The following is an 11,985-nucleotide window of genomic DNA, read 5'->3' as shown; positions in this document are numbered from 1 at the left end:
CCCTATTCGGCGGCCAGTGTTGCCTCGGCGGTTCCGAACGTGGCGCGATAGACGGCGCGCTGGCGGTTGAGCGCCACCATGGTGTTGCGCAGCAGGATCGCCACCGTCACCGGCCCGACGCCGCCCGGCACCGGCGTGATCCACGACGCTACTTCCTTGACACTTTCGGTGTCGACGTCGCCGACGATGCGGCTCGAACCGTCCGGCAGCGTCTCGGCATTGATGCCGATGTCGATCACTGCGGCCCCGGGCTTCACCATGTCGGCCTTGATCAGCCTGGGCTTGCCGACGGCAACAAACAGCGCGTCGGCGCGGCGCGCGTGGGCGGCCAGCGAGCGTGTCATGTGATGGCACACGGTCACGGTTGCGCCTTCGCTCATCAACAGGAAGGCGATCGGCTTGCCGACGATCTCCGAGTGCCCGACGACCACCACCTCGAGGCCCTTGAGGTCGAGTCCGGTGGCCTTCAACAGTTCGACAGAGGCAGCGGCCGTGCAGGGCGCCAGGTCGAGCTGGTTGTAGACGATGTTGCCGATCGAAGCCGGGTGCATGCCCTCGACGTCCTTCAGCGGATGCACCGCCGCCTGGATCGCCTTGATCGGGATGTGCGCCGGAACCGGCCGCTGGATGATGATGCCGGTGATGCGCGGGTCGGCGTTCATGCCATGGATCGCCGCTTCCAGTTCGCCTGCCGTCAGCTCCGCAGGAAACCGCCTTTCCTCGAAGTCGATGCCGGCGAGCTCGGCCTTGGCGCGCTGGTTGCGGACATAGACATCGACAGCGGCGACGTCGCCGACGGTGATCGAAACGAGCTTGGGGCGGAACCCTTCATCCGTCGCCTGCTGCGCGGCGGCGCGGACTTCGGCGATGATGCGGGCGGCCACTGGGCCGCCTTTGAGATAGCGGTTGTCGTCGAGCGGCGGCATATGTCTTCCTTCGCAGGTCATCATCGGCTTGAAACGGGATACTTCGGCGCGCCCGTGAAGGAAAGGGCCGGTCCGATCAATTTTTATCCATGTTAAACAATTTTTCCTGAAAATTGCCGCAGCGTGAGATTCCAGGTCCATGCCGGGCAATGCGAAAAGGGCAGCTCGGTCTTCCGCCGCGCTGCCCTTTTGCATGGGAGCCAGGTCTTGCGACCGGCTCCGCCCCCGTAACTGGTGATTATCTAACGATGACGGTGGTGCCGACCGCGACGCGTTCGTAGAGGTCCATGACGTCTTCGTTGCGCATGCGGATGCAACCCGACGACACCGCCCCGCCGATCGTCCAGGGCTGGTTGGTGCCGTGGATGCGGTAGAGCGTCGAGCCGAGATAGAGCGCGCGCGCGCCGAGCGGGTTTTCCGGACCGCCGGTCATCATCGCCGGCAGCACGCGGCCCTTGGCGCGTTCGCGTGCGATCATCTCCGCCGGCGGCCTCCATTCCGGCCATTCGCGCTTCGACGTCACCTTGTGCGTGCCCGACCATTCGAAGCCCGGCTTGCCGGTGCCGACGCCGTAGCGCCGGGCCTGCCCATCGGTCCCGACGAGATAGAGGAAGTTCTCCGTCGTATCGATGATGATGGTGCCGGCCTTTTCGCCGCCGTCATAGGCGACCGTCTGCGGCAGGTAGATCGGGTTGATCTGCGGCTTGACGCTGCGCTTTTCAGGCGCGCGCAGGGCTGCCGTCTGCACACCGTCGGGACGGACCTTCTGGCGCTGGGCGGTGCGCGGTGCCTCGCGCGGTGCCGCCGGCCTGACCTGGACCTGGGCACGCTGCTGGCGCCGCTGCTGCCTGGGCATCACCTCGCCGGGATTGCGCCCGAGTTGCAGCACCCAGGGTGCCGACAGGTCGGGGCTCACCACCACGGGCGGCCGCTCGGCGTAGCGGTCATAGGCCACAGCCGGCGAAACAAGTTCGGCCAGCATGGCGGCCGATGCCAGAAGGATCAGAGGTTTTCTCATGACGTGCTCTCAACTCGATCGTCAGCGGGGCAGGGCACGGCCCATTCCCTTTTCGGGGCCATGTTGTCCGGGCCTTCCCACCGAAACATGAATCGGGTTGCTTAAAATGCGAGATTGTCAGGAAAGCTTTCAGTGTGGTTACCGGCCGGTTCAGGAGTCTGGTAAAGCACGAGTAAACAACTACGGCGCCGCGCGTCCTCTTGGACGCGCAAAGGACGCCGTAACACTTAAGTTTTGTGCATGATCCTTTCCGAAAAATCGGTTGCGATTTTGAGGGGTCATGCTTCTTGCTGTTAACGAACGGAATGGACATGGACGAGAAAAAGACGGGCCTGATGGTCGGTGCGGATGGGGCGACACGTTGCTTCTGGCCGGGCACGCTGCCCGACTATCTGCACTACCACGACAATGAATGGGGCCGGCCGGTCGTCAACGACGTCAGGCTGTTCGAAAAGATCTGCCTCGAAGGGTTCCAGTCCGGCCTGTCCTGGCTGACCATCCTGCGCAAGCGCGAGAGCTTTCGCGAGGCATTTTCCGGCTTCGACTTCGACACGGTCGCCGAATATGGCGAAACCGATATCGAGCGGTTACTGGGCAATCCCGGTATCGTCCGCCATCGCGGCAAGATCGTCTCGACCATCAACAATGCCAAACGGGCTCGCGAGCTGGCCGATGAGGCCGGATCGCTCGCGGCGTGGTTCTGGAAGTTCGAGCCCGGCGCCGACGAGCGGCCTGAGGTGGTCGACTATCCGACGCTGATCGCCAACCCGACGACGCCCACCTCGACGCGCATTTCCAAGGAATTGAAGAAGCGCGGCTGGAGCTTCGTCGGCCCGACCACCGTCTATGCCTTCATGCAGGCGATGGGCATGGTCAACGATCATATCGAAGGCTGCATGTGCCGCGGCAAGATCGAAGCCGAGCGCAAGGCGTTCAAGCGGCCGCGGTAAGGGGGCGCGGTTCCTTTTTCAAAGGGGGAAGGAACCTAACGCTCGTAACGGCCCTTGTAGCCGCTGCCGGCGATGTTCCAGACCAGCGACCGGCCGGAAACCGTCAGCACCAGACCGCCGAAGCCGCGGTCGTCGGGCGTGTGGCGGCGCGAGGCCGCACTCCGGCCGGCAGGGATGACCTCGACGGTCGCGCCGCGCTTGACCCAGCAGCCCTTGCCGTATTGGTCGTTGGCTCCATAAGCGAGCATGAACTCGAAGCTTCCGTTCGGCCGGAGCAGCAGTTCGGAGCCGACTTCCATGACGCCGTTGAGATAGTAATGTCCGGCGAGCCTGGGGTCGCCGGGTGAACAGGCTGCAGCCGTTGCAAGCCCTGCGGCAAGCGACAGCGCGCAAAGCGCTGCGGTTGAGACGATCCGTGGCATGGCAGTGCCTTTCGGGACCGATAAGGGTCCTATGCGGAAAACATCATGCCGGCTGCGATGGCACCGACGGCGGCAAGCGCCGGATAGAGCACGAGCCCCACTGCAAGCAGCGTATCCCCGAACGACGACGCCCGCTTCGGGGCGGCTTCTTCGCGCCGCGCCGGCAGCGGCTGCGTTGCGGTCTTGTCGAGTTCTGCTGCGATCGTGGGCATCGTGTTCGTCCTGGCATTCAATGCTGCGCCTTGTCGCTTCAAGCTGTATCGGCACGATGTCGGTCAAATTGTGGAAATGTTTCGGCTTGTCGGCGGCAAGCCAAACGCTTGCCGCTCCATCCCATTTCGGTTACGACACGCCGCGCCGTGATCGCGGCCAAAATTTCTGGAAAACAGCGGAATTCTCGCCATGGCCGACAAATCGGAAAAGATGAAAGCGCGACTGCCGCGCGGCTTCGTCGACCGCAGCGCGGACGACATCCGGATCGTCGAGAAGATGATGGCCAGGATTCGCGAGGTCTACGAACTCTATGGCTTCGAGCCGGTCGACCAGCCGCTGATCGAATACACCGACGCTCTGGGCAAATTCCTGCCCGACCAGGACCGGCCCAATGAAGGCGTCTTCTCCTTCCAGGACGATGACGAGCAGTGGCTGTCGCTGCGCTACGACCTGACCGCGCCGATGGCGCGCTTCGTTGCCGAAAACTACGAGAAGCTGCCCAAGCCCTACCGCAGCTACCGCTCCGGCTGGGTGTTCCGCAATGAGAAGCCCGGCCCCGGCCGCTTCCGCCAGTTCATGCAGTTCGACGCCGACACCGTCGGCACGCCTGGCGTCGCCGCCGATGCCGAGATGACCATGATGATGGCCGACGTGATGGAAGCGCTCGGCATCAAGCGCGGCGACTACGTCATCCGCGTCAACAACCGCAAGGTGCTCGACGGCGTGCTCGAGGCCATCGGCCTCGGCGGCGACGACAACGTCAATCGCCGGCTCACCGTGCTGCGCGCCATCGACAAGCTCGACAAGTTCGGCCCCGAAGGCGTGCGCCTGCTGCTCGGCAAGGGGCGCTGGGATGGTGGTGCGGAAGGCGAGGGCGACTTCACCAAGGGCGCCGGGCTCGACGAGGCGGCGATCGCCACCGTCATCGCCTTCACCGAGGCGGGTGCCGCCGATGCGGCGACCACCGCCGAGAATTTGCGCGCCATCGTCGCCGGCAATGCCAGGGGCACCGAAGGCGTCGAGGAACTCGCCCAGATCGGTGCGCTTGCCGCCGCAGCCGGTTATGACGACGGTCGCGTCAAGGTCGATCCTTCGGTCGTGCGCGGCCTTGAATATTACACCGGTCCGGTCTTCGAAGCCGAGTTGCTGGCCGAGATTCCCAATGACGACGGCCAGGTCGTGCGCTTCGGTTCCGTCGGCGGCGGCGGCCGCTACGATGGCCTCGTCTCGCGCTTCCGCGGCGAGCCGGTGCCGGCGACCGGCTTCTCCATCGGCGTGTCACGCCTGATGACCGCGCTGAAGAACCTCGGCAAGCTCGACACCTCCGACGTGGTTGCGCCCGTGGTCGTTCTGGTCATGGACAAGGACACCGAAAGCCTCGGCCGTTACCAGAAGATGGTCGCCGAGCTGCGCCGCGCCGGCGTGCGCGCCGAAATGTACCTCGGCGGCGCCGGCATGAAGGCGCAGATCAAATATGCCGACCGCAGGGGCTCGGGCGTCGTGATCATCCAGGGCGGCGACGAGCGCGCTCGTGGGGAAATCCAGATCAAGGATCTGATCGAGGGCGCGCGTTTGTCGGCCGAGATCACCGACAACGCCGAATGGCGCGCCGCGCGTCCGGCCCAGATCACCGTGCCCGAGGCCGAGCTGGTCGCCGAAGTGAAGAAGGTCCTGGCCGCCCAGGCGGAAGAGCGGGCAAAGCAGTAAGGCCATGAACGCGCGTTATCCGGCGATTGCATCCGACATCCTGAAGCTCTTCGCCGCGCGCGGGGCCGATGCCGTCGATGTGCCGGTGCTGCAGCCGGCCGATCCGTTTCTCGACATGGCCGGCGAAGACCTGCGCCGCCGCATCTTCCTGACCGAAAGCGAGACCGGCGCGTCGCTCTGCCTGCGGCCGGAATTCACCATTCCGGTCTGCCTCGACCACATCCACACCCAGTCCGGCACGCCGCGCCGCTATTCCTATCTCGGCGAAGTGTTCCGCCAGCGCCGTGAGGGCGGCAACGAATTCTTCCAGGCTGGCGTCGAAGACCTCGGCGACAAGGACATCGCTGCGGCCGATGCCCGCTCGGTGGCCGATGCGCATGCGCTGCTGTCGCTGTGCCTGCCGGGACGCGAGCTCACCGTCACGCTCGGCGACCAGGCGATCTTCGAGGCGGTGCTGGCAGCACTCGGCCTGCCCAGGGGCTGGCGCATGCGTCTTGCCCGCGCCTTCGGCTCGGCCGAGCTTCTGGCTGCCGCCCTCGGCGATCTCGCAGCGCCCACCCGCACCTCGGCCCTTGCTGAGCCCGCAGCATCGCTCGTCGCCGATGGCGATCACGATGCGCTTGCCGCCCACATCGCCGCCGGCATGGAGCAGGCCGGTCTTTCGCCGTCTGCAGGCCGTACGCCCAACGACATCGCCCGCCGTCTGATCGAAAAGGCCGAGCTGCGCAGCGTGCGGCTGTCGGGCGACGCCTTCGAGGCGCTCGAACGCTTCCTCGCCATCGATGTGGCGCTTGATGAGGCGCCGGCAGCACTCAAGGAGTTCGCCGCAGGTGCCGGCCTGACTTTGGGGGCTGCGCTCGACAATTTCGTCGCACGCGCCAAGGCGATAGCAGATCACGGTCTCACCACCGGCTCCGTCCGTTACGACGCCGCCTTCGGCCGTCCGCTCGATTATTACACCGGCCTTGTGTTCGAGATTTCCGGTCCCGACGCCGACCGGCCGCTGGCCGGCGGCGGCCGTTACGACCGCCTGCTGACCTTGCTCGGCGCCGGCAAGCCCATTCCCGGCGTCGGCTTCTCCGTCTGGCTCGACCGCATCGAAGCCTTGAGGGAGACGCGCTGATGGCCATTTCGATCGCACTTCCCTCCAAGGGCCGGCTCAAGGAGCAGGCGCTCGACGTTCTGGCCAGGGCAGGCTTCACCGTTAACCTGCCCGACGACGACCGTCGTTATCGCGCCACCATCGAAGGCCGCGCCGACATCGAAATCGCCTTCCTGTCGGCGTCGGAGATCGCGGGCGAGATCGGCCAGGGCAATGTCGACCTCGGCATAACGGGCGAGGATCTGATCCGCGAAAATCTCGCCGACTGGGAGCGCAAGGCGGCGATATCGGCCCGTCTCGGCTTCGGCCATGCCGATGTCGTCGTTGCCGTGCCCGACATCTGGCTCGACGTCGACACCATGGCCGACCTCGACGACGTCGCTGCCGATTTCCGCCAGCGCCATGGCCGCCGCCTGCGTATCGCCACCAAATACTGGCGGCTGACGCAGCAGTTCTTTTCCCAGATGCATGGCATCCAGGTCTATCGCATCGTCGAAAGCCTCGGCGCCACCGAAGGCGCGCCGGCCGCGGGCTCCGCCGACGTCATCGTCGACATCACCTCGACCGGCTCGACGTTGCGCGCCAATCATCTGAAGATCCTGTCGGACGGCGTCATCCTGCGTTCGCAGGCCTGCCTGGTGCAGTCGCTCAAAGCCCGCAGCGCCGCCGACGAGGCAACGCTTGCCGCGTTCAATGCCGCAGTAGCGGCTGCAGTCCGCTGACGATCCGCGCCAGCTCCAGGCACTCATTGTGCCGCGGGCTGTTGCGGCGCCAGGCAAGACAGATGCGCCGCTCCGGCACCGGTTCGGCGAAGGGCACGATCTTCAGGTCGCGCTGGTCGCCCGCCGGACCAGCCGCCATCTCCGGTATCAGTGTGACGCCGAGGCCATGCGCCACCATCTGCAGCAGCGTCGTCAGGCTGGTTGCGCCATAGTTGGCCATCGCCACCGGCTTGACGCTGCCGCACACGGCCAGAGCCTGTTCGCGCAGGCAGTGTCCTTCCTCGAGCAGCATCAGCCGTTCCAACGCCGGGCTTTCCGGCGGCACCGGCGGTGAACCGAAATCGGGGTCGTTGGCCGGCACGGCGAGATAGAAGCGGTCGGAAAACAGCTCCTGCGTCGTCAGCCCGGCATGGTCGAGCGGCAGGGCGGCCACGAAGGCGTCGATGCGCCCGTTCAGCGCGTCCTCGACCAGCGCCCCGGTGATCGCCTCGCGCAGTTCGAGCCGGAGCTTTGGGTATTCGTCCTTCAGCGCCGGCAGTATGTGCGGCAGAAGATAGGGCGCGACCGTGGGAATGATGCCGAGCCGCATCCGCCCTTCCATCGCCAGCCGACCGCGCCGCGCCATGGCCTCGACCTCGCGGATTTCGCCAAGAATCCTGTCGATGCGCGGCAGCAGGTCCAGCGCATCCTCGGTCAGGCGCACGGCCTTGCCGCCGCGCTCGAACAGCGTGCAGCCGAGCCGTTCCTCCATCTCGGCGATCTGCGTCGACAGCGCCGGCTGGCTCACGCCGGCATATTCGGCGGCGCGGCTGAAATGCAGCGTCTGCGCCAGCGCGGAGAAATATTCCATCTGTCGGATCGTGAGGCGGATCATAATCAAAAGCTATCAAACTTCTTAGAAAAGGCAATTTGGCTTTATCGGAATCGCATCCTAGACTAGAACTATTCCAATCAAGGCGGTATACAGTATTCAGTTTGGCGCCTAAAACGGTCTAGCAAGTTTTGTCCAGAGGGAGGGCGCAAGCCATGACGTTGTTGACGATCTTCAGGAGCGCGGGGGTACCCGTGCCCGACCCTGCCGTGGCCGCATCGGCCTGACCGCCTTCGGCCCGGGATTGCCTCGACCGCAGGCTGTCCGGCAGGCCGCAGACACAATCACGCAAAGACGTTCTGAGAGAGATTTCATCATGGATACCAAGACTGAGACGAGCGCGGGCAAGTGCCCTGTCGCCCACAAGCCCACCGGCACCGGCAATCGCGACTGGTGGCCGAACATGCTGGACCTCAGCGTCCTGCACCAGCACTCCGCCCTGTCCGATCCGATGGGCGAAGCCTTCGACTATGCCAAGGAATTCGAGACCCTCGACCTCGATGCGATGATCAAGGACCTGACCGCGCTGATGACGGATTCGCAGGACTGGTGGCCGGCCGACTTCGGCCATTACGGCCCGCTCTTCATCCGCATGGCCTGGCACAGCGCCGGCACCTACCGCATCGGCGACGGCCGCGGCGGCGCCGGTGCGGGCCAGCAGCGTTTTGCTCCGCTCAACAGCTGGCCTGACAACGTAAATCTCGACAAGGCGCGCCGCCTTTTGTGGCCGATCAAGCAGAAATATGGCCGCAAGATCTCCTGGGCCGACCTGATGATCCTGACCGGCAACGTCGCGCTTGAGACAATGGGCTTCAAGACCTTCGGCTTCGCCGGCGGCCGCGCCGACGTCTGGGAGCCGGAGCAGGACATCTATTGGGGCAAGGAAGGCAAGTGGCTGGCCGACGAACGCTACAGCGGCGACCGCGAGCTCGAAGGACCGCTGGCCGCCGTGCAGATGGGTCTGATCTACGTCAATCCGGAAGGCCCGAACGGCAATCCCGATCCGCTGGCAGCGGCCCGCGACATTCGCGACACCTTTGCCCGCATGGCGATGAACGACGAGGAAACCGTCGCCCTGATCGCCGGTGGTCACACCTTCGGCAAGACCCATGGCGCCGGCGACGCCGCCAATGTCGGCGTCGAGCCTGAAGCTGCTGATCTCGAGCTGCAGGGGCTTGGCTGGCACAACAGCTTCGGCACCGGCAAGGGCGGCGACGCCATCGGTTCGGGGCTCGAAGTGACCTGGACGACGACGCCGACCAAGTGGACGAACAACTTCTTCTGGAACCTGTTCGGCTATGAGTGGGAACTGACCAAGAGCCCGGCCGGCGCGCACCAGTGGACGCCCAAGCACAATATGGGTGCCGGCACCGTGCCGGACGCGCATGACAAGTCCAAGCGTCACGCGCCGGCGATGCTGACCACCGACCTCGCGCTGCGCTTCGATCCCGCATACGAGAAGATCTCGCGCCGCTTCCTGGAAAACCCGGACCAGTTCGCCGATGCCTTCGCCCGCGCCTGGTTCAAGCTGACCCACCGCGACATGGGCCCGCGCGCCCGCTATCGCGGCCCGCTGGTGCCGAAGGAAGAGCTGATCTGGCAGGATCCGATCCCCGCGGCCGACCACGTCCTGGTCAGTGATGCCGACATTGCGGCACTCAAGGCCAAGATCCTCGGTTCCGGCCTGACCGTGTCGCAGCTGGTCTCGACCGCCTGGGCCTCGGCCTCGACCTTCCGCGGTTCGGACATGCGCGGCGGCGCCAATGGCGCGCGCATCCGCCTGGCCCCGCAGAAGGACTGGGCCGTCAACCAGCCGGCGCAGCTGGCCTCGGTGCTGGAGAAGCTCGAAGCGATCCAGAGCGAGTTCAATGCGGCGCAGGCCGGCAACAAGAAGGTGTCGCTGGCCGACCTGATCGTGCTCGGCGGTGCCGCTGCCGTCGAGAAGGCGGCCAAGGATGCCGGCAACGACGTCTCGGTGGCCTTCACGCCCGGCCGCATGGACGCCTCACAGGAGCAGACCGACGTCGAGTCCTTCGCCCCGCTCGAACCCACCGCCGACGGCTTCCGCAACTACACCAGCGGCCGTCAGCGCCTGAGCGCCGAGGAGAACCTTGTCGACCGTGCGCAGTTGCTGAAGCTGACCGCACCCGAACTCACCGTGCTGGTCGGCGGCCTGCGCGTGCTTGGCGCCAATACAGGCGAGACGACCCACGGCGTCTTCACCGCCCGTCCCGGTACGCTGTCCAACGACTTCTTCGTCAACCTGCTCGACATGGGCACGGAGTGGAAGGCGACGTCGGACGCAAAGGATGTGTTCGAGGGTCGCGACCGCAACAGCGGTGAAGCCAGGTGGACGGCGACCCGCGTCGATCTGCTGTTTGGCTCGCACTCGCAGCTGCGCGCCCTGGCCGAGGTCTATGGTTCGACTGATGCCGGTGCGAAGTTCGCCCGGGACTTCGTCGCCGCATGGAACAAGGTGATGAACGCCGACCGCTTCGCATAAGAAGCCGGTCCGCTCGAACAAGGCAGGCGCGGAGCGATCCGCGCCTGTTTCATTTTGCGGCGTCCGTCTTTGCCGGAAGTTTTTACCCCGACAAGGCTGGCTGGTGCTTGTGCATTCCGCCGCTGCTGTTTAGCTAGGCCTGATACGGGTCAACCGAAAGCGGAAAACCGAACATGCGACTTGGCGGAAGACTGGCTGCGGCCATTGAAGTGCTGGACGATATCGAGAGGCGGCACAGGCCCGCCGCGGATGCACTGAAGGATTGGGGCCTGTCCCATCGCTTCGCCGGCGCCGGCGACCGTGCCGCGATCGGCAACATCGTCTACGACGCCTTGCGCCGCAAGCGTTCCGCCGGCTGGCTGGTCGGCGACGAGACCTCACGTGCGCTCGGCTTCGGCGCCCTGTTGCTCGAATGGGACCAGTCCGCCGAAGCGCTCAACCAGACGCTCGACGGCGACAAGTTCGCGCCCGAGCCGCTGAGTGCCAGCGAACTCGCGACGATTGCCGGCCACAAGCTCAACGAGGCGCCCGACGCCGTCCGCGCCGATTGCCCCGACTGGTGCGCGCCGCTGCTCGAACGCGCCTTTGGCGCGGAGTGGGTGGCCGAGGGCGCTGCCCTTGCCGCGCGTCCGCCGCTCGACATCCGTGCCAACACGCTGAAGGCCGATCGCGACCGCGTCATCGCCGAACTCGAAGGCACCCAGGCAGCACCAACCGCTCTTGCCCCGCATGGCGTCCGCATTCCGCCCATCGACGGCAGCGGCCGCCATCCCAATGTCCAGGCCGAACCGGCATTCCAGAAAGGCTGGTTCGAGATCCAGGACGAGGGCTCGCAGCTCGCCGCCGAACTGGCCGGCGCCTTGCCCGGCATGCAGGTTCTCGACTATTGCGCCGGCGCCGGCGGCAAGACGCTCGCGCTCTCGGCGGCGATGGACAATCGCGGCCAGATCTTCGCCCATGATTCCGAGAAGTCGCGGCTCGCGCCGATGTTCGACCGCCTGCGCCGCTCCGACAACCGCAACGTCCAGGTCGTGTCGAAGCCGTCCGAGCTCGCGGGCCTGACCGGCCACATGGACCTCGTGCTGATCGACGCGCCCTGCACCGGCAGCGGCACCTGGCGCCGCCGGCCCGACGCCAAATGGCGGCTGACCCAGCGCCAGCTCGACGTGCGCAAGGCCGAACAGTCGGCCATCCTCGACGCCGCCAGCGCCTATGTGAAGCCGGGCGGGCTGGTCGTCTACATCACCTGCTCGGTCTTCGACGAGGAGAATGCCGACCAGGTCGCAGCTTTCGTCGAACGCAACGCACGCTTCACGACCGTCGACCACAAGGCGCTCTGGTCGCAGCATTTTCCCGCAAACAACCAGGCCGTCCGTTTTGGCGCGCAGGGCCTGTCGCTGACCCCGGCCCGCAGCGGCACCGACGGCTTTTATTTCGCCGCCATGCGCAAGGCTGCCTGATCCGCGCGGCACGCCGCTCTGCCATGCGGCAGGGCGAAATGTGCAACCAGATCCGGCCTTTGGCGTTCTGCGCCTCGGGTGCGCAGTGCAG

General features: G+C 65.8%; 11 protein-coding genes. 6 read left to right on the top strand and 5 right to left on the bottom strand.

Going from position 1 to position 11,985, the window contains the following annotated elements; translation table 11 throughout:
* Nucleotides 1-2: 2 nt before the first annotated feature.
* Both SLT36_RS23925 and SLT36_RS23920 read right to left on the bottom strand, forming a co-directional pair.
* Nucleotides 3-926, bottom strand: a complete 924-nt coding sequence (locus tag SLT36_RS23925) for a bifunctional 5,10-methylenetetrahydrofolate dehydrogenase/5,10-methenyltetrahydrofolate cyclohydrolase (protein ID WP_067965145.1) — start codon at nucleotides 924-926, stop codon at nucleotides 3-5.
* A 238-nt stretch (nucleotides 927-1,164) separates the two neighbouring features.
* Nucleotides 1,165-1,944, bottom strand: coding sequence for a L,D-transpeptidase (locus SLT36_RS23920; RefSeq protein WP_432284737.1), 780 nt, complete (start codon nucleotides 1,942-1,944; stop codon nucleotides 1,165-1,167).
* Nucleotides 1,945-2,255: 311 nt separating this feature from the next.
* Between SLT36_RS23920 and SLT36_RS23915 the strand changes: the two genes are divergently transcribed.
* Nucleotides 2,256-2,894: a DNA-3-methyladenine glycosylase I gene (locus SLT36_RS23915; RefSeq protein ID WP_432284736.1), complete on the top strand. Its 639-nt coding sequence runs from the start codon at nucleotides 2,256-2,258 to the stop codon at nucleotides 2,892-2,894.
* 35 nt (nucleotides 2,895-2,929) lie between these two features.
* Here SLT36_RS23915 and SLT36_RS23910 read toward each other — a convergent pair whose 3' ends face one another.
* Both SLT36_RS23910 and SLT36_RS23905 read right to left on the bottom strand, forming a co-directional pair.
* On the bottom strand, nucleotides 2,930-3,316 hold the full coding sequence (locus SLT36_RS23910; protein WP_154385351.1) for a hypothetical protein: 387 nt from the start codon (nucleotides 3,314-3,316) through the stop codon (nucleotides 2,930-2,932).
* 29 nt (nucleotides 3,317-3,345) lie between these two features.
* Nucleotides 3,346-3,528 carry a hypothetical protein gene (locus tag SLT36_RS23905; protein ID WP_432284735.1) on the bottom strand — a complete coding sequence of 61 codons (183 nt, stop codon included), beginning with the start codon at nucleotides 3,526-3,528 and terminating at the stop codon, nucleotides 3,346-3,348.
* A 190-nt stretch (nucleotides 3,529-3,718) separates the two neighbouring features.
* Between SLT36_RS23905 and hisS the strand changes: the two genes are divergently transcribed.
* Genes hisS through hisG form a run of 3 tightly spaced genes read left to right on the top strand, consistent with a single transcriptional unit; the run spans nucleotide 3,719 to nucleotide 7,060 of the window.
* Nucleotides 3,719-5,236: a histidine--tRNA ligase gene (hisS, locus tag SLT36_RS23900; protein WP_432284734.1), complete on the top strand. Its 1,518-nt coding sequence runs from the start codon at nucleotides 3,719-3,721 to the stop codon at nucleotides 5,234-5,236.
* A gap of 4 nt (nucleotides 5,237-5,240) precedes the next feature.
* Nucleotides 5,241-6,359, top strand: coding sequence for an ATP phosphoribosyltransferase regulatory subunit (locus SLT36_RS23895; RefSeq protein WP_432284733.1), 1,119 nt, complete (start codon nucleotides 5,241-5,243; stop codon nucleotides 6,357-6,359).
* Nucleotides 6,359-7,060 carry an ATP phosphoribosyltransferase gene (gene hisG, locus SLT36_RS23890; RefSeq protein ID WP_432284732.1) on the top strand — a complete coding sequence of 234 codons (702 nt, stop codon included), beginning with the start codon at nucleotides 6,359-6,361 and terminating at the stop codon, nucleotides 7,058-7,060. Before SLT36_RS23895 ends, hisG begins: the two co-directional genes overlap by 1 nt.
* On the opposite strand, the gene SLT36_RS23885 is transcribed toward hisG, so the two are convergent.
* Nucleotides 7,029-7,934 carry a hydrogen peroxide-inducible genes activator gene (locus tag SLT36_RS23885; RefSeq protein WP_432284731.1) on the bottom strand — a complete coding sequence of 302 codons (906 nt, stop codon included), beginning with the start codon at nucleotides 7,932-7,934 and terminating at the stop codon, nucleotides 7,029-7,031. The genes hisG and SLT36_RS23885 overlap by 32 nt on opposite strands.
* A 313-nt stretch (nucleotides 7,935-8,247) precedes the next feature.
* Between SLT36_RS23885 and katG the strand changes: the two genes are divergently transcribed.
* Complete coding sequence (gene katG, locus SLT36_RS23880; protein WP_432284730.1) at nucleotides 8,248-10,434, top strand: catalase/peroxidase HPI; 2,187 nt, start codon at nucleotides 8,248-8,250, stop codon at nucleotides 10,432-10,434.
* A gap of 173 nt (nucleotides 10,435-10,607) precedes the next feature.
* On the top strand, nucleotides 10,608-11,894 hold the full coding sequence (locus SLT36_RS23875; protein WP_432284729.1) for an RsmB/NOP family class I SAM-dependent RNA methyltransferase: 1,287 nt from the start codon (nucleotides 10,608-10,610) through the stop codon (nucleotides 11,892-11,894).
* The last annotated feature ends 91 nt before the right edge of the window (nucleotides 11,895-11,985 follow it).

Source organism: Aminobacter sp. BA135 (assembly GCF_050859125.1).
Taxonomy (GTDB): Bacteria; Pseudomonadota; Alphaproteobacteria; order Rhizobiales; family Rhizobiaceae; genus Aminobacter; species Aminobacter ciceronei.
The sequence above is the reverse complement of the archived record's forward strand: the minus strand, read 5'-3'. Positions and strand labels throughout refer to the sequence as shown.